The organism is Pseudomonas fitomaticsae, from assembly GCF_021018765.1.
Taxonomy (GTDB): domain Bacteria; phylum Pseudomonadota; class Gammaproteobacteria; order Pseudomonadales; family Pseudomonadaceae; genus Aquipseudomonas; species Aquipseudomonas fitomaticsae.
Map to the genome: position 1 here is coordinate 633760 of NZ_CP075567.1, position 21262 is coordinate 655021.

The 21262-nt window shown below is 61.5% G+C and carries 21 protein-coding genes; 8 read left to right on the forward strand and 13 right to left on the reverse strand.

The window, feature by feature from the left end:
* Positions 1-179: 179 nt before the first annotated feature.
* The 5 genes from KJY40_RS02835 to KJY40_RS02855 all read left to right on the forward strand — a co-directional run bounded on the left by KJY40_RS02835 (position 180) and on the right by KJY40_RS02855 (position 7391).
* Positions 180-1994, forward strand: a complete 1815-nt coding sequence (locus KJY40_RS02835) for a glucan biosynthesis protein G (RefSeq protein WP_230734841.1) — start codon at positions 180-182, stop codon at positions 1992-1994.
* A complete protein-coding gene (gene mdoH, locus KJY40_RS02840) occupies positions 1987-4557 on the forward strand; it encodes a glucans biosynthesis glucosyltransferase MdoH (RefSeq protein WP_230734843.1) in 2571 nt (856 codons plus the stop codon). The genes KJY40_RS02835 and mdoH overlap by 8 nt, the downstream gene beginning before the upstream one ends.
* A 208-nt stretch (positions 4558-4765) precedes the next feature.
* The gene (locus KJY40_RS02845) at positions 4766-5563 is read left to right on the forward strand and encodes a transporter substrate-binding domain-containing protein (protein WP_039772466.1); all 798 of its coding nucleotides are present in this window, start codon (positions 4766-4768) and stop codon (positions 5561-5563) included.
* Between the two features lie 141 nt (positions 5564-5704).
* Positions 5705-6664, forward strand: a complete 960-nt coding sequence (locus KJY40_RS02850) for an amino acid ABC transporter permease (protein ID WP_007952431.1) — start codon at positions 5705-5707, stop codon at positions 6662-6664.
* Positions 6657-7391 carry an amino acid ABC transporter ATP-binding protein gene (locus KJY40_RS02855; protein ID WP_085608399.1) on the forward strand — a complete coding sequence of 245 codons (735 nt, stop codon included), beginning with the start codon at positions 6657-6659 and terminating at the stop codon, positions 7389-7391. Before KJY40_RS02850 ends, KJY40_RS02855 begins: the two co-directional genes overlap by 8 nt.
* Positions 7392-7569: 178 nt before the next feature.
* Here KJY40_RS02855 and KJY40_RS02860 read toward each other — a convergent pair whose 3' ends face one another.
* The 10 genes from KJY40_RS02860 to ubiE form a co-directional block, all read right to left on the reverse strand.
* On the reverse strand, positions 7570-9486 hold the full coding sequence (locus KJY40_RS02860) for a methyl-accepting chemotaxis protein (protein ID WP_230734845.1): 1917 nt from the start codon (positions 9484-9486) through the stop codon (positions 7570-7572).
* Positions 9487-9577: 91 nt separating this feature from the next.
* Positions 9578-10285 (reverse strand): 16S rRNA (uracil(1498)-N(3))-methyltransferase, encoded by a 708-nt coding sequence (locus tag KJY40_RS02865; RefSeq protein WP_230734846.1) that lies wholly within the window; start codon positions 10283-10285, stop codon positions 9578-9580.
* Positions 10282-11076, reverse strand: a complete 795-nt coding sequence (gene tatC / locus KJY40_RS02870) for a twin-arginine translocase subunit TatC (protein WP_230734848.1) — start codon at positions 11074-11076, stop codon at positions 10282-10284. Before tatC ends, KJY40_RS02865 begins: the two co-directional genes overlap by 4 nt.
* Positions 11077-11332: 256 nt before the next feature.
* Positions 11333-11779: a Sec-independent protein translocase protein TatB gene (gene tatB / locus KJY40_RS02875; protein WP_084777045.1), complete on the reverse strand. Its 447-nt coding sequence runs from the start codon at positions 11777-11779 to the stop codon at positions 11333-11335.
* A gap of 10 nt (positions 11780-11789) precedes the next feature.
* On the reverse strand, positions 11790-12068 hold the full coding sequence (locus KJY40_RS02880) for a twin-arginine translocase TatA/TatE family subunit (protein WP_007952423.1): 279 nt from the start codon (positions 12066-12068) through the stop codon (positions 11790-11792).
* 25 nt (positions 12069-12093) lie between these two features.
* Positions 12094-12426 (reverse strand): phosphoribosyl-ATP diphosphatase, encoded by a 333-nt coding sequence (locus tag KJY40_RS02885; RefSeq protein ID WP_007952422.1) that lies wholly within the window; start codon positions 12424-12426, stop codon positions 12094-12096.
* Complete coding sequence (gene hisI, locus KJY40_RS02890) at positions 12419-12820, reverse strand: phosphoribosyl-AMP cyclohydrolase (RefSeq protein ID WP_007909357.1); 402 nt, start codon at positions 12818-12820, stop codon at positions 12419-12421. The genes KJY40_RS02885 and hisI overlap by 8 nt, the downstream gene beginning before the upstream one ends.
* Positions 12821-12900: 80 nt before the next feature.
* Positions 12901-14505, reverse strand: coding sequence for a ubiquinone biosynthesis regulatory protein kinase UbiB (ubiB, locus tag KJY40_RS02895; RefSeq protein ID WP_230734850.1), 1605 nt, complete (start codon positions 14503-14505; stop codon positions 12901-12903).
* The gene (locus KJY40_RS02900; RefSeq protein ID WP_230734852.1) at positions 14502-15125 is read right to left on the reverse strand and encodes a ubiquinone biosynthesis accessory factor UbiJ; all 624 of its coding nucleotides are present in this window, start codon (positions 15123-15125) and stop codon (positions 14502-14504) included. The genes ubiB and KJY40_RS02900 overlap by 4 nt, the downstream gene beginning before the upstream one ends.
* Positions 15125-15895: a bifunctional demethylmenaquinone methyltransferase/2-methoxy-6-polyprenyl-1,4-benzoquinol methylase UbiE gene (gene ubiE, locus KJY40_RS02905; RefSeq protein ID WP_007952418.1), complete on the reverse strand. Its 771-nt coding sequence runs from the start codon at positions 15893-15895 to the stop codon at positions 15125-15127. The genes KJY40_RS02900 and ubiE overlap by 1 nt, the downstream gene beginning before the upstream one ends.
* 165 nt (positions 15896-16060) lie before the next feature.
* Here ubiE and KJY40_RS02910 point away from each other — a divergent pair, with 165 nt between their 5' ends.
* The 3 genes from KJY40_RS02910 (at position 16061) to KJY40_RS02920 (ending at position 17770) form a co-directional block, all read left to right on the forward strand.
* On the forward strand, positions 16061-16336 hold the full coding sequence (locus tag KJY40_RS02910) for a polyhydroxyalkanoic acid system family protein (protein WP_007952417.1): 276 nt from the start codon (positions 16061-16063) through the stop codon (positions 16334-16336).
* A 161-nt stretch (positions 16337-16497) separates the two neighbouring features.
* Positions 16498-16920 (forward strand): phasin family protein, encoded by a 423-nt coding sequence (locus KJY40_RS02915; RefSeq protein WP_007952416.1) that lies wholly within the window; start codon positions 16498-16500, stop codon positions 16918-16920.
* Between the two features lie 10 nt (positions 16921-16930).
* Positions 16931-17770: a phasin family protein gene (locus tag KJY40_RS02920; protein ID WP_230734855.1), complete on the forward strand. Its 840-nt coding sequence runs from the start codon at positions 16931-16933 to the stop codon at positions 17768-17770.
* A 69-nt stretch (positions 17771-17839) separates the two neighbouring features.
* On the opposite strand, the gene KJY40_RS02925 is transcribed toward KJY40_RS02920, so the two are convergent.
* The 3 genes from KJY40_RS02925 to phaZ form a co-directional block, all read right to left on the reverse strand.
* Positions 17840-18460, reverse strand: coding sequence for a TetR/AcrR family transcriptional regulator (locus tag KJY40_RS02925; protein ID WP_007952414.1), 621 nt, complete (start codon positions 18458-18460; stop codon positions 17840-17842).
* Positions 18461-18487: 27 nt separating this feature from the next.
* Positions 18488-20170, reverse strand: a complete 1683-nt coding sequence (gene phaC, locus KJY40_RS02930; protein WP_230734858.1) for a class II poly(R)-hydroxyalkanoic acid synthase — start codon at positions 20168-20170, stop codon at positions 18488-18490.
* Between the two features lie 151 nt (positions 20171-20321).
* On the reverse strand, positions 20322-21176 hold the full coding sequence (phaZ, locus tag KJY40_RS02935) for a poly(3-hydroxyalkanoate) depolymerase (RefSeq protein WP_230734860.1): 855 nt from the start codon (positions 21174-21176) through the stop codon (positions 20322-20324).
* Positions 21177-21262 lie beyond the last annotated feature (86 nt).

Here is a 21262-nt window from a genome sequence, read left to right on the forward strand (position 1 = left end):
TGACTTAGGTAGAGACTTGTCCGGATCCGATTGGGGAATCATTTTGACCCAGCGGAGTCGGAACAATGCTCGCCAACTTGGCAAGGGTGTCCTGAAAGGTCGGTTTTTTTGTACCGAATCCCTCACAGGCACTTCATCTGGCCGTTGGTTTATTGATCTGTTTTCGGCGAGGGTTGCTCGTGATTGTTAGTCCCTGTAATGCAGCAAAATTGTCTGCCAAACGCTTGCGCAGCGCTCTGGTAGCGGGCTCGGCAGTACTCTGCCTGCTCAGCGCCGGCCAGCTTTGGGCATTCAATCTTGACGATGTGTCGGCCAAGGCCAAAGAGCTGGCCGGGCAGAAATTCGAAGCCCCGCGCAGCAACCTGCCGAACGAATTCCGTGAAATGAAATTCGCGGACTATCAGAAGATTCGTTTCCGCACCGAAAAAGCCGAATGGGCCGACCAGAAGAACCCGTTCAAGCTGTCCTTCTATCACCAGGGCATGCACTTCGATACGCCGGTAAAAATCAACGAAATCACCGCGAACACCGTCGAAGAGATCAAATACGATCCGAGCCGTTTCGATTTCGGCGACCTGCAGTTCGATCCCAAGGCCACCGAACAACTGGGCTACGCCGGTTTCCGTGTGCTGTACCCGATCAACAAGGCTGACAAGCAAGACGAAATCATGACCATGCTGGGCGCGAGCTACTTCCGCGTCGTCGGCAAGGGTCACACCTACGGTCTGTCGGCCCGTGGTCTGGCGATCGACACCGCTTTGCCGTCCGGCGAAGAATTCCCGCGTTTTCGCGAGTTCTGGATTCAGCAGCCAAAGCCGGGTGACAAGCACCTGGTGATCTTCGCCCTGCTGGATTCGCCACGTGCGACCGGCGCCTACCGTCTGATCCTGCGTCCGGGCAGCGACACCATTGTCGACGTCAAGGGCCAGATGTACCTGCGAGACAAGGTCGGCAAGCTCGGCATCGCGCCGCTGACCAGCATGTTCCTGTTCGGCGCCAACCAGCCGTCGAAAGTGCTCAACTACCGTCGTGAACTGCACGACTCCAGCGGTCTGTCGATCCATGCCGGCAACGGCGAATGGATCTGGCGTCCGCTGAACAACCCTAAACATCTGGCCGTGAGCCAGTTCAGCGTCGAAAACCCGCGCGGTTTCGGTCTGCTGCAACGTGGCCGTGACTTCAGCCACTACGAAGACCTCGACGACCGCTACGACAAGCGCCCAAGCGCCTGGATCGAGCCGAAGGGCGACTGGGGCAAAGGCACCGTCGATCTGGTCGAGATCCCGACCGCCGACGAAACCAACGACAACATCGTTGCGTTCTGGAACCCGGAAAAACTGCCGGAGCCTGGCCAGCCGCTGGACTTCGCCTACCGCATGCACTGGACCATCGACGAAGCCGCGCTGCACGCGCCGGACAGCGCCTGGGTCAACCAGACCCTGCGGTCGACCGGTGACGTCAAGCAATCGAACCTGATCCGTCAGCCGGATGGCAGCGTTGCCTACCTGGTCGACTTCGAAGGCCCGTCCCTGGCCGCTTTGGCTCCGGATGCGGACGTTCGCAGCCAGGTCAGCGTCGGCGACAACGCCGAACTGGTCGAGAACAGCGTGCGCTACAACCCGGAAACCAAGGGCTGGCGCCTGACCCTGCGGATGAAGATCAAGGACGCGAGCAAGTCCACCGAGATGCGCGCAGCCCTGGTGCAGCCAGTGGTCACCGCTGATCTGGCCAAGTCTTCGGTGCCGACGTCCAACTCGTCGGTAGCCAAAGCCGACAAGGTTGCCGCCAAGCAACAAGAGAAAGCCGACAAGGAAGCCAAGGCCGCCGAGGCCAAACAGGCCGACGCCAAGCCGGTTGCAGATGCCAAGGACAAGGCCAACAAAGACGCCAAGCAGCCAGCCGCTGCGGACGCGGCCCCAGCCACACCGGAATCGGCACCGACTGAAGAAGTCCTGACCGAGACCTGGAGCTATCAGTTGCCTGCCGATGAGTAACTCTCAAGTAAAGCCAGAGACTCTGTCCGAGTACCTGGCGCATCTGCCGATGACCGACGAGCAGCGCGCGGAACTCGCGGGCTGCCAGTCCTTCAGCGAATTGCATGAACGCCTGTCGTCCAAGACCTTTGACGCACCGACCGAAGCCGCCCAGGCTTCGGTGGGCAAACGCCTGACCCTGAGCACCGCCGAAGAGCTGCAAGACGCGGAAATGCTGGTGCTCGACGCCAGCGGCCGGGTCAGCATGAAGGCCACGCCGCCGATTCGTCGGACCAAGGTCGTGCCGGAGCCGTGGCGCACCAACATTCTGGTGCGTGGCTGGCGCCGCCTGACCGGCCGGACCAACCCGCCGCAACCGCCGAAGGACGCCAACGTGCTGCCAGCGGCGCGCTGGCGCACGGTCGGTTCGATCCGTCGCTACATTTTGCTGGTGCTGATGCTGGGCCAGACCATCGTCGCCGGCTGGTACATGAAAGGCATCATGCCGTACCAGGGCTGGTCGTTCGTCGATCTGGAAGAAGTCCTGCATCAACCGCTGCTGCAAACCGCCACGCAAGTGCTGCCGTATGCGCTGCAGACCAGCATCCTGATCATGTTCGGGATTCTGTTCTGCTGGGTGTCGGCCGGTTTCTGGACCGCGCTGATGGGCTTCCTCGAATTGCTCACCGGCCACGATAAATACCGTATCTCCGGTAAAAGTGCCGGCAACGAGCCGATTCCGAAAGACGCGCGCACCGCGCTGGTAATGCCGATCTGCAACGAAGACGTGCCTCGGGTGTTCGCCGGTCTGCGCGCGACTTTCGAGTCGGTCGCCGCTACCGGTGACCTGGACCGTTTCGACTTCTTTGTCCTCAGTGACAGTAACGACACCGACATCTGCGTTGCCGAGCAGCAGGCCTGGCTGGACGTCTGCCGCGAAGCCAAGGGCTTCGGCAAGATCTTCTATCGCCGCCGTCGCCGTCGCGTCAAACGCAAGAGCGGCAACCTCGACGACTTCTGCCGTCGCTGGGGCGGTGACTACAAGTACATGGTCGTACTCGACGCCGACTCGGTCATGAGCGGCGAGTGCCTGACCAGTCTGGTGCGCCTGATGGAGGCCACTCCGGACGCCGGCATCATCCAGACCGCGCCGCGCGCTTCGGGCATGGACACGCTGTATGCACGCATGCAGCAGTTCGCCACCCGTGTGTACGGTCCGCTGTTCACGGCCGGTCTGCACTTCTGGCAGCTGGGTGAATCCCACTATTGGGGTCACAACGCGATCATCCGCATGAAGCCGTTCATCGACCACTGCGCCCTGGCGCCGTTACCGGGCAAGGGTGCGTTCTCCGGTGCGATCCTCTCTCACGACTTCGTTGAAGCTGCGCTGATGCGCCGTGCGGGCTGGGGCGTGTGGATTGCCTACGATCTGCCGGGCAGCTACGAAGAACTGCCGCCGAACCTGCTCGACGAACTCAAGCGTGACCGTCGCTGGTGCCACGGCAACCTGATGAACTTCCGTCTGTTCCTGGTCAAAGGCATGCACCCGGTGCACCGCGCGGTGTTCCTGACCGGCGTGATGTCTTACCTGTCGGCGCCTTTGTGGTTCTTCTTCCTCGTGCTGTCGACCGCGCTGCTGGCGGTGAACACGCTGATGGAGCCGCAGTACTTCCTCGAACCGCGTCAGCTCTATCCGCTGTGGCCACAATGGCACCCGGACAAGGCGATCGCGCTGTTCTCGACGACCATCGTGCTGCTGTTCCTGCCGAAACTGTTGAGCATCATCCTGATCTGGGCCAAAGGCGCGAAAGAGTTCGGCGGCAAGTTCAAGGTGACCCTGTCGATGCTGCTGGAGATGCTGTTCTCCATGCTGCTGGCGCCGGTGCGGATGATTTTCCATACCCGTTTCGTTCTGGCCGCGTTCCTCGGCTGGGCCGCGACCTGGAATTCGCCGCAGCGTGACGACGACTCCACGCCATGGAGCGAAGCGGTCAAGCGCCACGGTCCGCAGACCCTGCTGGGCTTCTTCTGGGCGCTGCTGGTGATCTGGCTGAACCCGAGCTTCCTGTGGTGGCTGGTGCCGATCGTCGGTTCGCTGATGCTGTCGATTCCGGTGTCGGTGATTTCCAGCCGTGTGGGCCTGGGCCTCAAGTCCCGTGACGAGAGCCTGTTCCTCATCCCTGAGGAATACAATCCGCCACAGGCGCTGCTGGCCACCGATCAGTACACCCACGAAAACCGCTGGCACGCGCTGAACGACGGCTTTGTCCGCGCCGTGGTCGATCCACAGCAGAACGCCCTGGCGTGCTCGCTGGCGACCTCGCGTCACGGTGAAGCCGAGCCGATAGAATGGCTGCGTCAGGAACGTGTGCGTCACGCGATCAAGGTCGGCCCGGCCGGGCTGAACAACCATGATCGCCTGCAACTGCTGAGCGATCCGGTGGCCCTGGCCCGTCTGCACGAGCAGGTGTGGGCCGAAGGTCACGCCGAGTGGCTGGACGCATGGCGGGCCTCGGTGAAAGCCGATCCCCATGCGCCGCTGCTGCCGCTCAAGCCTGTGAGCTTGCAGGCGCAACCGGCCTGATAAAGAAACCCCGCTAACTGGCGGGGTTTTTTTATGCTCGCTGAAAAGCCCCCTCACCTCACTCTTGATTGTTAAACAAATCGTCCATTAAACCTTGTGCAAAAAAACGAGTGCGTTAGCATCCGTCCCCGAATTGGCGCACCCGGACAATCTTGTCCATTTCTGTCGGTTTTCGCGCCGCGAACGCAATGGTTTTGGGGACTTGAAGATGAAGAAGTATCTGTCGATGCTGCTGGTCGGCGTCACGGCACTGGTTGCAGTCAATGCGGCGCAGGCCGGCGCAATCGATGACGCGGTCAAGCGCGGCTCGTTGAAAGTCGGTATGGATCCGACCTACATGCCGTTCGAAATGACCAACAAGCGCGGCGAAATCATCGGTTTCGAAGTCGACATCCTCAAAGCCATGACCAAGGCCATGGGCGTCAAGCTGGAGCTGGTCTCCACCGGTTACGACGGGATCATCCCGGCGCTGATGACCGACAAGTTCGACATGATCGGCAGCGGCATGACCCTGACCCAGGAACGCAACCTGCGCCTGAACTTCAGCGAACCGTTCATCGTGGTCGGCCAGACCCTGCTGATCCGCAAGGAGCTGGAAGGCACCATCAAGTCCTATAAAGACCTGAACACCGCCGACTACCGCATCACCTCCAAGCTCGGCACTACCGGCGAGATGGTCGCCAAGAAGCTGATCTCCAAGGCCAAGTACCACGGCTACGACAACGAGCAGGAAGCCGTGCTCGACGTGGTCAACGGCAAGGCTGACGCCTTCATCTATGACGCGCCGTACAACGTCGTTGCAGTGAACAAGGTCGGCGCCGGCAAACTGGTGTTCCTCGACAAGCCGTTCACCTACGAGCCACTGGCCTTCGGTCTGAAGAAGGGTGACTACGACAGCATCAACTTCATCAACAACTTCCTGCACCAGATCCACGAAGACGGCACCTACGATCGCATCCATGACAAGTGGTTCAAGAGCACCGAGTGGCTCAAGGACATGGAATAACACTGGGTCAGTTAGACCGAGTTGACCCATTCGCGAGCAAGCCCGCTCCCACAGGGATTGTGTGAACGCCACAAATCCACTGTGGGAGCGGGCTTGCTCGCGAAGAGGGCCTCCAGAGCAACACAGAATCCGGAACCTGTAATGAAACAGAAAAAAGCCCAATGGCCCTGGCACGTCCTGACCGTGCTGGTGCTGGTCGGCCTGGCCGGCGCGCTGTATTACGCCACGTCGCTGATGTCCTACGAATGGCGCTGGAACCGCGTGCCGCAGTACTTCGCCTACCAGGCCGAGGAAACCCAGCGCGCGACCGACATTTCCACCGTCAGCGAACTGGTGCGCAAGGGTGGCAGCGCGCAGGTCACCCTGCGCAACGATGCCGGTGACGAGCAGCACCTGACCGTCGACGAAAACAGCCTGCAATTCGCTCAGGGCGACGATGTGGCCGAAGGCGACGTCGTGGGCGTGACACGGCATTGGGCGGCAGGTCCGCTGTTGTGGGGCCTGTGGACCACGCTCTGGCTGTCGGTGGTATCGGGGGTGCTGGGTTTGCTGATCGGTCTGGCGACCGGGCTTTGCCGGTTGTCGAGCAACCCGACCCTGCGCGACCTGTCGACGATCTATGTCGAACTGGTGCGCGGCACGCCGCTGCTGGTGCAGATCTTCATTTTCTATTTCTTTATCGGCACGGTGATGAACCTGTCCCGGGAGTTCGCCGGGATCGCCGCGCTGTCGCTGTTCACCGGCGCCTACGTGGCGGAAATCATCCGTTCCGGCGTGCAGTCGATTGCCCGCGGGCAGAACGAAGCAGCGCGTTCGCTGGGCCTGAGCGCCGGCCAGTCGATGCGTCATGTGGTGCTGCCGCAGGCATTCAAGCGCGTGCTGCCACCGCTGGCCGGGCAGTTCATCAGTCTGGTCAAAGACACGTCGCTGGTGTCGGTGATCGCCATCACCGAGCTGCTGAAAAGCGGCCGTGAAGTCATCACCACGTCGTTCTCGCCGTTCGAGATCCTGTTCTGCGTCGCCGGTCTGTATCTGTTGATCAACCTGCCGCTGTCGAAAATCGCCAGCCGGCTTGAGCGGAGGCTCGCGCAAAGTGATTGAAGTCCGCGATCTGGTAAAAGTCTTCGACACCCGTGGGCAAGTGGTGCGCGCGGTGGATAACGTCAGCACGTCCGTGGCCAAGGGCGAAGTGCTGGTGGTGATCGGCCCGTCCGGTTCCGGCAAGTCGACCTTCCTGCGTTGCCTCAATGGTCTGGAAGAATTCGATTCCGGCTCGGTGAGCATCGACGGCCTGCAACTGGCCGACCCGAAAACCGACGTCAACGCCTACCGCCGCGAAGTCGGCATGGTGTTCCAGCATTTCAATCTGTTCCCGCACATGACCGTGCTGGAGAACCTGTGCCTGGCGCAGAAAGTCGTGCGCAAACGCGGCCAGAAGGAAAGCGAAGCCAAGGCCCTCGCGCTGCTGGAGAAGGTCGGCATCGCCCAGAAGGCCCGCGAATATCCGTCGCGCCTGTCCGGCGGTCAGCAACAGCGGGTGGCGATTGCTCGGGCGCTGGCGATGGATCCGAAGGTCATGCTGTTCGACGAACCGACCTCGGCCCTCGACCCGGAAATGGTCGGTGAAGTGCTGGACGTGATGAAGAACCTGGCCGTGGAAGGCATGACCATGGTCTGCGTGACCCACGAAATGGGCTTTGCCCGGGAAGTGGCGGATCGGGTGCTGTTCTTCGATCACGGCAAACTGCTGGAGGACGCCTCGCCTTCAGAGTTCTTCGATGCACCGAAGGATCCGCGAGCTCAGGCGTTCCTGCGGCAAGTTCTCTAAACGCAGGGCAAAAAAACGCAGCCATTGGCTGCGTTTTTTTTGTGTGCGCGGTTCACTGATCGTTCCCACGCTCTGCGTGGGAATGCATCCTGTGACGCTCCGCGTCACGCTTGCGAAGGGACGCAGAGCGTCCCGGGCGGCGTTCCCACGCGGAGCGTGGGAACGATCAGGCGTCCACTTACACCTTGAACCGTCCCACCAGCGTTTGCAGATGTGTGCCCAAACGCGCTAGCTCGACGCTGGAGGCCGCCGTCTCTTCACTGGCCGCCGAGGTCTGGTCCGAGACATCCCGCACGTTCAGCACGCTGCGGTTGATCTCTTCAGCCACGGCGCTCTGCTGTTCGGCCGCCGCGGCGATCTGCTGGTTCATCGCCTGAATCGCCGAGACGGTGCGGGTAATGCTTTCCAGCGAACCACCGGCACGCCGGGTCAGCTCGACGCTGCTGTCGGTCAGGGTGCGGCTGTTGTCCATGATCGTCGCCACTTGCTGGGTGCCGTTCTGCAGCCCGACGATCAGCTCTTCGATCTCTTCGGTGGACTTCTGAGTGCGCTGGGCGAGGCTGCGGACTTCGTCGGCAACCACCGCGAAACCACGTCCGGCTTCACCGGCACGGGCGGCCTCGATGGCGGCGTTGAGGGCCAGCAGGTTGGTTTGCTGGGCCACGGACTTGATCACGTCGAGCACGCTGCCGATCTTGTCGCTTTCGCGCTTGAGCTCGCCCATGGCCTCGGTGGAGTGGCCGACTTCGGCAGCCAGACGTTCGATCTGGGCGATGGCCTCGCCAACCACCTTGTCGCCTTCACGGGCCTGCTGGTCAGCGGCGACCGCAGCTTCCGAAGCTTCCTCGGCGTTGCGCGCGACTTCCTGCACGGTGGCGGCCATTTCGTTCATGGCGGTGGCGACCTGATCGGTCTCGACTTTCTGATTGTTGACCCCGGCGCTGGTCTGCTCGGTCACGGCGGACAACTCTTCGGCAGCGCTGGCGATCTGGGTCACGCCGTCGCTGATGCCGCCGATCAATTCGCGCAGGCCTTGAGTCATGCCCTGCATCGAGCGTTGCAGTTGACCCAGTTCGTCGCGGCGCAGCGACACCAGGTTGTGGGTCAGGTCACCGGCGGCTACGCGCTCGGCGACTTTCAGGGTTTGCTCCAGCGGAATGATGATCTGGCGGGTGATCGCCCAGGCGGCGAGCAGACCGAAAGCCACAGCCAGCAGAGTGGCGATCAGCAGCTGGTTCTTGGCGCTGGCGGCATCGGTGTCGCGGACGATGGTCTGGGACACCGTGAGCTTCTTGCTGACGTCGAGCAGGATGTCACCCTGGGCCGACATGCGAGCCAAGGCCTTGGCGTTGTTCACCTGGGAGTCGCGGAACTGGCTGACGGCGGCGCGGTAAGCCTTCAGCGATTCGGTGGCCTGCTGCAGGTTGGCGATGTGTTGCTCGGGCAGTTTGCTCGGCAGGCTTTCCAGATTGTTCAGGGCGGCGGCGATGGCATCCAGCGCCGGCTGTTCGGCCTCGGCCTTGCCGCTGTAAGTGTAGCCGCGCACCTGATAGCGCGCCTGCTGCAGCAGTTTGCTCAGTTCGATCACGCTGTTGAATTGCGCGACGCTGTCGCCTTGCAGCAGGGATTTCTCGACTTCACTGACCTTGGCCACGGCATTGTCGGCGCTGGCGCCGAGTTTGCTGCGGGCGTCTTCACGCTGCACGGTGGCCTGGGTCATGTCGCCAAAGGCGCGCTTGTACTCGGCGACCGCCGCCAGTTGCTGATCGATCATGGCCACGTCGGACGGTTGCTCGATCATGCCGCGGGCGCTTTGCAGGCCGGCGTCGAGTTTGCCGAGCAGGTCGTTGACCGCGCCGGGGCCCTGTTCGCCACGGCGTGCTTCATAGTCCAGACGCGCCAGGCGCAGGTCCTTGGTCAGCTCGTTGAGGCTGGAGATGAAGCCGAGCTTGTCGCCCCGGCTGATGATGCCGCTCATGCCGGTCCAGCCGGTGAAGGTGATCAACAGGGTCAGCAGCAGCACCAGGCCGAAACCGATTCCAAGCTTACGTTTAACGCTGACGTTTCCAAGACTCTCGGCTAACCAACGGTACATGCGACGACTCCCTCGGACCACTAATTGGACTTATGGGGAGGGTATCGGCCGCATGATGGCAATCTGTAACGCCTTTTGTCTGACGAAGACTTCAGAACAGCCGGGCGAGCAGTGCGGTGACGGCGGTTTCGACCCGCAGGATTCGCTCGCCCAGTTGCACCGGTTGCAGGCCGGCCTTGGTCAGCAGATCGATTTCGTAGGGAATCCAGCCACCCTCGGGGCCGATGGCCAGGGTTACCGGTTCGTTCAGGGCGCGGGGGCAGGGCGGGAAGTTGCCCGGATGACCGACCAGGCCGAGGGTGCCGTCGGTGACGGCTGGCAGGCGGTCTTCGACGAACGGCTTGAAGCGCTTCTCGATGATGATTTCCGGCAGCACGGTATCGCGGGCCTGTTCGAGGCCGAGGATGAGTTGTTCGCGGATGGCGTCCGGTTCGAGGAACGGCGTCTGCCAGAAGCTTTTCTCGACCCGGTAGCTGTTGACCAGAATCACCTTCGACACGCCCATGGTCGCCACGGTCTGGAACACCCGACGCAGCATCTTCGGGCGCGGCAGGGCGAGTACCAGGGTCAGCGGCAGTTTGGCCGGTGGCGGTTGATCAAGGGTGACTCGCAGCTCGGCTTCACCCGCGTCCAGACGCAGCAGCTCGGCCGAGCCCATCAGCCCGTTGATACGCCCGACCCGCAGGCTGTCGCCGACTTCCGAACGGTGGACTTCCTGCATGTGGGTCAGGCGCCGATCACGCAGCACGACACGGTCGGCCGCGATGAAGTCGGCCTCCTCGAGCAGCAGCAGGTTCATGGCTGAGTCGCTGGCGGCTGGTCGTTGTGATCGTCGACGGTTTCTTCCGGGCGCTCGCGCTTGCTCACCAGGCTGCCGAACAGGATGCCGACTTCGAACAGCATCCACATCGGCACGGCCAGCAGGGTCTGGGAGAAGATGTCCGGCGGGGTCAGGATCATGCCGACCACGAAGCAGCCGATGATCACGTACGGACGGATCTTCTTCAGGTATTTGACGTCGACCACGCCGATCCACACCAGCAGCACCACGGCCACCGGGATTTCGAACGCCACGCCGAAGGCGAAAAACAGCGTCATGACGAAATCGAGGTAACTGGTGATGTCGGTCATCATTTCCACGCCGGCCGGGGTGGCCGAGGCGAAGAACTTGAAGATCAGCGGGAACACGAAGAAGTAGGCGAACGCCATGCCGGTGTAGAACAGCAGGATGCTGGAGATCAGCAACGGCACCGCGACACGCTTTTCGTGCTTGTAGAGGCCCGGTGCGATGAAACCCCAGATCTGATGCAGGATCACCGGAATCGCCAGGAACAGCGAGACCATCATCGTCAGTTTCAGCGGCGTCAGGAACGGCGACGACACGTCGGTGGCGATCATCGTCGCGCCGGCCGGCAGGTATTCGCGCAGCGGCGTCGAGACGAAGGTGTAGATCTGCTGGGTGAAGGCAAATAGCCCGGCGAAGATGATGAAGATCGCCGCCACGCAACGCAGCAGGCGGGTGCGCAACTCGGTGAGGTGCGAAACCAGCGGCATGTGCTGGTCGTTTTCGGGGAGGCTAGGGCCTGTCATCGGTCATTTCCTGTGTCGCGCCGAGCCCGTATTTGCGCAGGGCAAGGCGCGAGGCGCGTAGTTTGGCGTTTCAAATAAGCAACGAGTAACGCAGCCCTGCGCAAATACGGGCCGGCCCTTCGGGTTGTGCCTGAAAGCGGGCCAGGCTGCGTTGTAGTCCTTGGAAAGGTAAAACACATTCCCTGCGGACTACGCCTTGCCTGGCCCGCTTTCAGGCGACAACGCGACACAGGAAATGACCGATGACAGGCCCTTGTCATGGGGCTCGCGGCGGCAATGTTGGGTCGTGAGGCGCTGGTGTGGTCGGCGCGGCGGTTGGGGCTACGTGTTCAACCGTCGTGGCTGCGACAGCAGGCGCAGAATCGGTTGGCGCTACGACAGGTGCTGGTGGCGTCGCGGCGGCAGGCGCATGAATCGTCTGCTCACCCACGTGCTCGACCGGCGTCGGCTCCTGCTGAACCGGCGTGAAAATCTTCCGCGCCTCCTGCTCCAGCGACAGGATGTGCTCGTTGTGCAATTGCCGACGGATTTCGTCGGCACCGATTTCACGCTCAACTTCCTGTTTGATCGCGTTGAAGCTGCGCTTCAGCCGTCCGACCCACAGGCCGGCGGTGCGTGCAGCGCCCGGCAGACGCTCGGGGCCCAGCACCAGCAGGGCGACGAGGCCGACGAGCAGCAGTTCAGAGAAGCTGATACCAAACATTAGTCAGTGCTCACACGTCTTTGCGGATCGGCTCTTCGACTTTCTGCGCCTGCACGTCGATGGTGTGCGGCGGGTTGGCCTGAGCGGTGGCTTGCGGCTGAACCGGTGGCACCGGCTGCGCAGGCGTGACGGTCGGATCGGCCGGTTTTTCGTCGTCGTTCATGGCTTTACGGAAGCCCTTGATCGACTCGCCAACGTCGGTGCCGAGGTTTTTCAGTTTCTTGGTACCGAACACCAGTACCACGACCACCAGGATGACGATCCAGTGTTTCCAGTCAAAAATGCCCATGTTGCTGTTCCTCTCTAATAGTTGTTCAGGCGGACGGACGCGAGGCTTTCTCGACGTGTCCGGACAGGCCGAAACGGCGATCCAGTTCATCCAGCACTGCCTGCGGATGCTGCCCCAGCTGGGCGAGCATGACCATGCTGTGGAACCACAGGTCGGCGGTCTCGTAGATCACGTCGCTGCAGTCGCCGCTGACGGCGGCGTCCTTGGCGGCAATGATCGTTTCGACCGATTCTTCGCCGACTTTCTCCAGAATCTTGTTCAGACCCTTGTGATACAGACTGGCGACATACGAGCTGTCGGCGGCTGCGCCTTTGCGCTCTTCCAGCACCTGAGCGAGGCGGGTCAGGGTGTCACTCATGTTTGTGTCCTGCGGAATAGATGGCGTGCGGGTCTTTCAGGACCGGGTCGACCGTTTTCCAGTCGCCGTTTTCGAAGACGCGGTAGAAGCAGCTTTGACGGCCGGTATGGCAAGCGATGTCGCCGATCTGTTCGACCATCAGGATGATGACGTCGGCGTCGCAGTCCAGACGCATTTCATGCAGCGTCTGTACGTGGCCGGACTCTTCGCCCTTGCGCCACAGCTTGCCACGGGAACGTGACCAATAGATGGCACGGTTTTCCGCCGCGGTCAGCTCCAGGGCTTCGCGGTTCATCCAGGCCATCATCAATACGCGTCCGGTCTTGTGATCCTGGGCAATCGCCGGCACCAGGCCATCGGCATCCCACTTGATCTCGTCCAGCCAGTTTTTCATCTTCGACTCCGACAGCGAACCCACACTTCAATAGTCGGGTTCAGGCGTTGAAACAGTGTGCCAGCCGATCACTGAACTGGCTATCGGCGAACGACCAGATACAAGCCGACTGCCACCATGATCCCGGCGGGCCAATGCCCCAGTTCGTGCATCGGGCCCCCGGCGGCGAGGATCGTACCGCCTGCCAGATGGGCGCTGCCGAGCAGGCGCAGAAACCAGTCGTCCTTGCGTTTTTTCCACGGTGGCGGCGGGTCGTTGGCGTGGGGCTGGGACATGCGTTCGAGCAGGTCGCGGGCCATGTTGGCCAGGTGCGGCAGCTGTTCGAACTGGCTCTGGACGTTGCCGATCAAGGCTTTCGGGCTGACGCGCTCGCGCATCCAGCGTTCGAGGAACGGCTGCGCGGTGTTCCACAGATCCAGATCCGGGTACAGCTGACGGCCCAGGCCTTCGATGTTCAGCAGGGTCTTTTGCAGCAAAACGAGTTGCGGTTGCACTTCCATGTTGAAGCGGCGCGCGGTCTGGAACAGGCGCATCAGCACCTGGCCAAATGAAATATCTTTTAATGGTTTTTCGAAGATCGGCTCGCACACGGTACGGATCGCCGCTTCGAATTCATTGAGCTTGGTTTCCGCCGGCACCCAGCCCGAATCGATGTGCAATTGCGCCACGCGGCGGTAGTCGCGCTTGAAGAAGGCGAACAGGTTGCGCGCCAGATAGTCCTGGTCTTCCGGGGTCAGGCTGCCGACGATGCCGCAGTCGATCGCAATGTACTGCGGGCTCCACGGATTGACCGTGCTGACGAAGATGTTGCCCGGGTGCATATCGGCGTGGAAGAAACTGTCGCGGAACACCTGGGTGAAGAAGATCTCCACGCCGCGTTCGGCAAGCATTTTCATGTCGGTGCGCTGGTCGGCGAGGGTCGCCAGATCCGTCACCTGAATCCCGTAGATGCGCTCCATCACCAGCACTTTCGGCCGGCACCAGTCCCAATAGACTTGCGGTACGTAGAGCAGCGGCGAGCCTTCGAAATTGCGCTTCAACTGGCTGGCGTTGGCCGCCTCGCGCAGCAAATCGAGTTCGTCGTAGATGGTTTTTTCGTAGTCGCTGACCACGTCCACCGGGTGCAGCAGGCGGGCGTCGGCGGAGACCTTTTCGGCGGCGCGGGCGAGGATGAACAGCCACGCCAGATCCTGGGCGATCACCGGTTTCAGGCCCGGGCGGATCACCTTGACCACCACTTCTTCGCCGGTCTTCAGTTGCGCGGCGTGTACCTGCGCCACCGAGGCCGAGGCCAGCGGTTCGACGTCGAAGCGGCTGAACACTTCACTGATCTTCTTGCCCAGTTGTTCTTCGATCAGTTTGACCGACAGCTGCGAATCGAACGGCGGCACGCGGTCCTGCAACAGCATCAGCTCATCGGCGATGTCTTCCGGCAGCAGGTCGCGGCGGGTCGAGAGGATCTGCCCGAACTTGATGAAGATCGGTCCCAGATCCTGCAACGCCAGGCGCAGGCGAGCGCCACGGCTCAGGTCCAGCGGCTTGCGCGGGAACCAGCGCCACGGCAGCACATAGCGCAGCGCCAGCAGGAACCACGGCAAAGGCAGATCGAACAGCAGGTCATCGAGGCGGTAGCGGATCACGACGCGCTGGATGCGCAACAGACGGCGGACGGCGAGCAGCTTCATGCGTTATCGCTTGGGTCGAGGGATCGGGAAAGGCGCTCGAAGCGCGCCTCGAGACGTTCCAGATCGAGTTTGATCCGGTCCAGTTCGCTGAAGCGGGCTTCGGCTTCGCGCTGCCCGACGAGGGTGCGCGATTCTTCGGCCAGGTATTCGGCGAGGTTCTGGTTGAGGCTGGCAAATCCTTGTTGATACCAGCGGGCGCGGCTGCGCAGGTGACCGCCGACCAGCTGCGTGGCGACAGGCCCCAGCCAGCGCGAGAGTTCGTACTCCCAGTCCAGCTCCAGATCCTGCAGCACGCCCGCCAGCTCCAGCAGCACACCGCTGTCGCCGTCGAGTTCGACTTCCGGTGCGTGCAGCACCGCGGTCTTGTCCTTGCTCAGGGCCAGTTTCATCAGGCTCGAGGCCGGGGCGCGCAGGGTGCAATCGACGCCGGTTTCCCAGTGGGACGCCAGCATCAGACCTTCATCGCTCGGCAGGATGAACAGTTGCAGCGCCGGGCTGCGGCAATCCACGGCAATCACCTTGCCGGTCAGATGCGCCAGTCGCGGCAGCGCCGTGCTGTCGAGACGCAGCACACGGTTGAGGCCGAGTTCGACGCTGGCGAGCAGCCCGGTCAGCAGCATCAGGGTTTGATGCCGCGGTGCAGGGCGACGATGCCTGCGGTCATGTTGTGATAGGTCACGCGGTCGAAACCGGCGTCGACCATCATCGACTTCAGGGTTTCCTGATTCGGGTGCATGCGGATCGATTCGGCCAGGTAGCGATAGCTTTCCGAGTCGTTGGTGATCAGCTTGCCCATCAGCGGCATGAAGGCGAACGAGTAGGCGTCGTAGGCCTTGGACATCAGCGCGTTGGTCGGCTTGGAGAATTCCAGCACCAGCAGGCGGCCGCCCGGTTTGAGTACGCGCAGCATCGAGCGCAGAGCGTCTTCCTTGTGCGTCACGTTGCGCAGGCCGAAGGCGATGGTCACGCAGTCGAAATGGTTGTCCGGGAACGGCAGCTTTTCAGCGTCGGCCTGGACGAACTCGACATTGCCCGACACGCCGACATCCAGCAGGCGGTCACGACCGACCTTGAGCATGGATTCGTTGATGTCGGCCAGCACCACCTGACCGGTCGGGCCGACCAGGTGCGAGAATTTCTTGGTCAGATCGCCCGTGCCACCGGCGATGTCCAGCACGCGGTTGCCGGCGCGCACGCCCGACAGTTCGATCGCGAAACGCTTCCACAGACGGTGCATGCCGCCCGACAGAAGGTCGTTCATCAGGTCGTACTTGGCGGCCACGGAGTGGAACACCTCAGCGACTTTTTCCGCTTTCTGGCTTTCCGGAACGTTTTTGAAGCCGAAGTGAGTGGTGGGTTCGGCATCGCTGCCTTTGCGCTGATCAGTCATATCGCTGTCACCAAAAGAGAATGCGCGACATTCTAATCCCCAAGCCATGCTTTGTCTTGGAATGGCTAAAGGTAAGATGGGCAACCTTCGGGACGATTTGCCGCAGTGGCGGTCAAGATTCGTTGCAGGCATTCATAGCCCCATTCAAAAAGCAGGAGTCATTCAATGGCCCATATCAGTGTTGAGCGTGCCCACAGCCTGGGCAAGGAAGCGGCCCGCGAGAAAGCCGACAAACTGGCGCAGAAACTCTCCGATCAATATGGCCTGGAGCCGCAGTGGTCGGGCGATGTCCTGAACCTCAAGCGTTCGGGCGTGAAGGGCGCGGTGCATGTGGCCGAGGATTCGATCCGGGTCGACGTGGAACTGGGTCTGATGATGTCGGCCATGAGCGGCATGATCAAAGCCGAGATCGAAAAGGCGCTGGATAAAGCGCTGGTCTGATCAGGACAAAACGGGGAGCTTCGGGCTCCCCGTTTTTTTCTCGTGCACCTGCCTTTTATGTCAGTTGTTAGGGTGCCGTTTCTAATTTTTCTCCCTACTTTGTGCCTGAGCCCGACACTCGTCAGGGCAGTTCCTCAAACCTTCTGCGCGTGAGGTGCACCATGGCCAAAGTCATTTTGAAGAAAAAAATCGACGCTTCGACTTCCGCTCTGAGCGACGTCAAATCCTATGCCCGCAAGATCTGGCTGGCAGGCCTGGGTGCCTACACCAAGGTCGGTCAGGAGGGCAGCGAGTACTTTCAGGAGTTGATCAAGGCTGGTCAAACTGTTGAAAAGAAAGGCAAAAAAGCCGTCACCGAAAAACTCGAAGCGGCCAACGCCGAGATCGATGAAGCCAAGAGCGAAGTCAGCTCTTTCAAAGGCCGGGTCGAAGTTCAGCTCGACAAGGTCGAGAAGGCGTTCGACACGCGTGTCGCCAGTGCCTTGAATCGTATCGGCATTCCGTCTAAACATGACGTTGAGGCACTCTCTGCTAAGCTCGATGAGCTGACGGCATTGCTCGAACGCGTCGCGCGTAAATCTTAAGGAGAACGGGATGGCTGGTAAAAAGAACACCGATAAAGAAGGCAGCTCGTGGATCGGAAAAGTCGAAGACTATTCCCGCAAGATCTGGCTGGCTGGTTTAGGCGTGTACTCGAAGATCGACACTGACGGCAGCAAGCTCTTCGATACATTGGTCAAAGACGGCGAGAAAGCCGAGAAGCTCACCAAGGCTGCAGTCGGCAAGAAAGTCGATGCTGCCAAGGATTCTGCAAGCTCGGCAAAATCGCGCATCAGCGGCGTGAAAGATCGCGCGCTGGGCACCTGGGATCAACTGGAAGGGGCTTTTGACAAGCGCCTGAACAGTGCGATTTCGCGGCTGGGCGTACCGAGCCGCAACGAGGTGAAGGATCTGCACAAGAAGGTCGATACCCTGACCAAGCAGATCGAAAAACTCACCGGCCTGAAAGCTCAGCCTGTCGCGGCCAAAACCGCTGCCAAGCCACTGGCTAAAGCCGCCGCCAAGCCGGCCGCAAAACCAGCGGCAAAAACTGCTGCCGCCAAGCCTGCAGCGAAAGCCGCGGCCAAACCGGTTGCCGCCAAGGCCGCCGCCAAGCCGGCAGCAAAACCAGCCGCCAAACCTGCGGCCAAGCCAGCAGCGAAAACCGCTGCCGCCAAACCCGCTGCCAAGCCAGCCGCCAAACCGGCTGCGGCGAAAAAACCGGCAGTGAAAAAACCGGCCGCGCCGAAAGCCGCTGCGCCGAAACCAGCTGCGCCAAAACCGGTGACTACGCCGCAAGCACTGGCAAGCACGTCGAACTCCGCCTCGGCTCCAACCCCGGCGCCTGCTCCGACTGCTGCATCGACTCCGTCGACGCCAACCAGTCAGTCCTGATTTTTCAGGGCTCAAGAAAACGCCCGGCCTGTGAAGGTCGGGCGTTTTTGTTTGGGAAAAGCCGTCGGATTACTCGTGATCTTCGAGGTACTGCAAAGCCATCCTCTCCGTCGCCACCTTCACCGGCGGCAACAGATGCGGCGCCACCAGCATCATGATCTGGTACACCACCAGCCGCACTTCCCCTTCACGATCAAGAATCCGCTGATAGTCCAGCGAGAACAGCAAGGTCATGGTGATCTGCTCCACCAGTTGCCCCAGCGCCTGGGTGTCGCTGACCAGTTGCCCCGACGCTTTCAAGCGCGCCAGCAATGACGCCAGCGTGCGCTTGAGCACGTTGAGGAACTGGCGAATGCCCTTGGCCAGTTTCGGCAACCGTCCGGCCAGGTTCGACAGGTCCTGGAACAGGAAGCGGTACTGCGCCAGCCGCTCGACGATCAAATGCAGGAACAGCCAGTAATCCTCCGGCGCCAGTTCGACATCGGCGGGCGGGTCGAGCAGCGGGGCGAGGTCGTTCTGGAAGCGCTCGAACAATCCGAGAATCAGCGGTTCCTTGCCGTGGAAGTGGTAGTAGAGGTTGCCAGGGCTGATCCCCATTTCATTGGCAACCTCCATGGTGGAGACGTTCGGCTCGCCCTTTTCGTTGAACAACTGCAGGGCACATTCGAGGATCCGTTCGCTTGTTTTCATCCAGTCTTCTTAAAGGGCTAGAGTCAGTCAGCGCACACGCACATAGGTGCCGGGTGCCGCTTCCATCGGTGGGTAATTGGCGTTGCCGAGGGTCATCTGGGTTTCGTGCAGGGTGCCGGAGCGCTGCTGCACCCACTCCAGCCATTGCGGCCACCAGCTGCCGTCGACTTTCTTGGCGTCGTAGTACCAGGCACGCGGATCGCCGCTGAGCTTTCCGTTCTCGACGTAATGGGCTTTCGGGTTGCCTGGCGGGTTGAGGATGCTCTGCACGTGGCCGCTGTTGGACAGCACGAAGCGCCGCTCACCGCCCAGCAACAGCGTCGAGCGATAGACCGCGTCCCACGGCGTGATGTGGTCGTTCATCCCGGCGACGCTGAAGCTGTCGACCGTGACCTTCTGCAGATCGATCGGCGTGCCGCACACTTCCAGCCCACCCGGGTGGGTCAACGGGTTGTGCTTGAAGAAGTCCAGAATGTCGCCGTGAAACGCGGCGGGCAGACGGGTGCTGTCGTTGTTCCAGTAGAGGATATCGAACGCCGGCGGCTCCTTGCCCAGCAGGTAGTTGTTGACGAAGTAACTCCAGATCAGATCGTTGGGGCGCATCCAGGCGAACACCTTGGCCATGTCGCGACCGTCCAGCACGCCTTTCTGATAGGAGCGCCGCTTGGCCGCTTCGAGCGTTTGCTCATCGGCGAACAGGGTGGCCGGGGTGTTCATTTCGCTGTCTAGCAGGCTCACCAGATAGGTGGCGCTGGAGACCCGCCGCAACTGCCGCTTGGCCTGCAGATGTCCTTGTAGCGCGGCGATGGTCAGCCCACCGGCGCAGGCGCCCATCAGGTTGACTTCGCGGGCGCCGGTGATCGCCCGGCAGATGTTCATCGCTTCTTCCACGGCTTCAACATAGGTCGACAGGCCCCATTCGCGATGGCGCACATCCGGGTTGCGCCAGCTGATCATGAAGGTCTGCAAGCCGTTCTTCAGGGCGAACTGAACGAAGCTGTTGCTCGGGCTGAGGTCGAAAATGTAGTACTTGTTGATTTGCGGCGGCACCACCAGCAGTGGTTTCGAATACTGTTTTTCGCTCATCGGCCGGTACTGGATCAGCTCGAGCATTTCGTTGCGAAACACCACCGAGCCGGTGGTGGTGGCGACGGTCTTGCCGACTTCGAAAGCCTGTTTGGTCACCTGGCGTGGCAGGCCGTCGTTGTGCAACAGGTCATCGAACAGATGGCTGAGACCGCGCACCAGACTGTGACCGCCAGAGTTGAACAGCTCCTTCACAGCCAGCGGATTAAGCAGTGTGTTGGAAGGCGCAACGGCGTCGTTGAGCAGGGTGAAGGCGAAGTGCGCGCGGGCGCGGTCGTCGTCGCTCATGCTGCTCTCGTCGATCCAGCTCTTGACCTGTTTCTGCCAGGCCAGATAGGCCTGAAGGCTGCGCCGATAGAACGGGTTCAGGCTCCACGCCGGATCGGCGAAGCGGCTGTCCTGCGGATTGGTCGGGTGCAGGGTTTCGCCGAGCAGCACGCGTCCGAGCGCGCCTCCCAGCTTCAAGGCGTGTTTTGCACTGTGGATCGGATTGCGCAAGCCGTGGGCAGCCACGCTGCGCAAGGTCGAGATCAGGTCCCGGCCGCGCAGGCCGGTCATGGCACTCTGTGCATTGATGAACACGGCGGGGCTGGGCACGACGCCCGTCGCTGGTTTGTCACGCATGACTCAACACTCCTTCGTCTTCAGGCCAAAAACAAACACACCGAACCAGAACACCATAGACGCTGTTGCGGGTTGTTGCCTGCGCGGCCTCCTGCCACGCACCTGTGTGGACACGTTGCAAGACGCTGTCCAGAAATCCGCGCCGGGACGGTTATCCGCCCAGCGGTGTCGGGTGCGGATGCATCACCGCACGCTGACGTTCCTCCTGGAGGAATTTCATGATGATCGGCGCCACCGCCTCGGCCCGGGTAATCAGGAACAGATGCCCGTCGTCGATGATGTGCAACTGCGCGTTGGGAATTCGCCAGGCGAGCATGCGCATGTTGATCAGCGGGATCAGCGGATCGTCATCACCGGCCAGCACCAGCGTCGGCTGATGGATCTTGTGCAGCCAGTGAATGCTGGTCCAGCCCAGGCCCGCGAACAGTTGCCAGTAGTAACCGAGCTTGCCCGCCGAACGCACCTTGGCCGCATGGCTGGCGGCGAGTGTCGGGTCGCGGCGGAACGAGCCGCCGTAGATCATCGGGGCGATGCGGATCACATGGGACGGCTGGATATAGCGCCGCGGACTGGCCATCATCCACAGCACTTTTGGCTTGCCCGGCACCATCACCGCACCGGCAGCGGTCGCCGCCAGCACCAGCTTCTTGCAGCGCTCGGGATAGTCGTAGGCGAACTGCTGCGCCAGCGCGCCCCCCCAGGACACGCCGATCACGTTGACCTGTCCGTAGTCGAGGTAATCGAGCATCCGTGCGGTGAGCTTCGCCAGCCCCGGAAAGCGATATGGCCGTCGCGGCGTCGAGGAACCACCGACACCGGGCACGTCGAAGGCGATCACTTCCAGGTCCGGATCCAGCGCCGCGACAAAAGGAAACACCAGCTCCAGGTTGGCGCCGATGCCGTTGAATATCAGCAAGGGCGTCAAGTGAGGCTTGCCGGGGCGGACCGCCGTGCGGATGGTCTGGCCATCCAGCTCGACGGTTCGAAAGATGAACGGATGCGGCATGCTTCAAGGCCCTGTGGGTCAATCTCAATGTCACCTCGTACCCTTTGTGGGAGCGGGCTTGCTCGCGAAGGCGTCGTGTCAGTCGC

Coding starts and splice junctions, on each gene's coding strand:
- KJY40_RS02900 (WP_230734852.1), bottom strand. CDS start 15,125: ATGCTGCTGACCGGGCTGCTCGCCAGCGTCGAACTCGGCCTCAACCGT.
- KJY40_RS02865 (WP_230734846.1), bottom strand. CDS start 10,285: ATGAACCTGCTGCTGCTCGAGGAGGCCGACTTCATCGCGGCCGACCGT.
- KJY40_RS02910 (WP_007952417.1), top strand. CDS start 16,061: ATGGCCCATATCAGTGTTGAGCGTGCCCACAGCCTGGGCAAGGAAGCG.
- tatB (WP_084777045.1), bottom strand. CDS start 11,779: ATGTTTGGTATCAGCTTCTCTGAACTGCTGCTCGTCGGCCTCGTCGCC.
- mdoH (WP_230734843.1), top strand. CDS start 1,987: ATGAGTAACTCTCAAGTAAAGCCAGAGACTCTGTCCGAGTACCTGGCG.
- phaC (WP_230734858.1), bottom strand. CDS start 20,170: ATGCGTGACAAACCAGCGACGGGCGTCGTGCCCAGCCCCGCCGTGTTC.
- hisI (WP_007909357.1), bottom strand. CDS start 12,820: ATGAAAAACTGGCTGGACGAGATCAAGTGGGATGCCGATGGCCTGGTG.
- KJY40_RS02920 (WP_230734855.1), top strand. CDS start 16,931: ATGGCTGGTAAAAAGAACACCGATAAAGAAGGCAGCTCGTGGATCGGA.
- KJY40_RS02885 (WP_007952422.1), bottom strand. CDS start 12,426: ATGAGTGACACCCTGACCCGCCTCGCTCAGGTGCTGGAAGAGCGCAAA.
- ubiB (WP_230734850.1), bottom strand. CDS start 14,505: ATGAAGCTGCTCGCCGTCCGCCGTCTGTTGCGCATCCAGCGCGTCGTG.
- KJY40_RS02860 (WP_230734845.1), bottom strand. CDS start 9,486: ATGTACCGTTGGTTAGCCGAGAGTCTTGGAAACGTCAGCGTTAAACGT.
- tatC (WP_230734848.1), bottom strand. CDS start 11,076: ATGACAGGCCCTAGCCTCCCCGAAAACGACCAGCACATGCCGCTGGTT.
- KJY40_RS02845 (WP_039772466.1), top strand. CDS start 4,766: ATGAAGAAGTATCTGTCGATGCTGCTGGTCGGCGTCACGGCACTGGTT.
- KJY40_RS02880 (WP_007952423.1), bottom strand. CDS start 12,068: ATGGGCATTTTTGACTGGAAACACTGGATCGTCATCCTGGTGGTCGTG.
- KJY40_RS02925 (WP_007952414.1), bottom strand. CDS start 18,460: ATGAAAACAAGCGAACGGATCCTCGAATGTGCCCTGCAGTTGTTCAAC.
- phaZ (WP_230734860.1), bottom strand. CDS start 21,176: ATGCCGCATCCGTTCATCTTTCGAACCGTCGAGCTGGATGGCCAGACC.
- KJY40_RS02915 (WP_007952416.1), top strand. CDS start 16,498: ATGGCCAAAGTCATTTTGAAGAAAAAAATCGACGCTTCGACTTCCGCT.
- KJY40_RS02850 (WP_007952431.1), top strand. CDS start 5,705: ATGAAACAGAAAAAAGCCCAATGGCCCTGGCACGTCCTGACCGTGCTG.
- ubiE (WP_007952418.1), bottom strand. CDS start 15,895: ATGACTGATCAGCGCAAAGGCAGCGATGCCGAACCCACCACTCACTTC.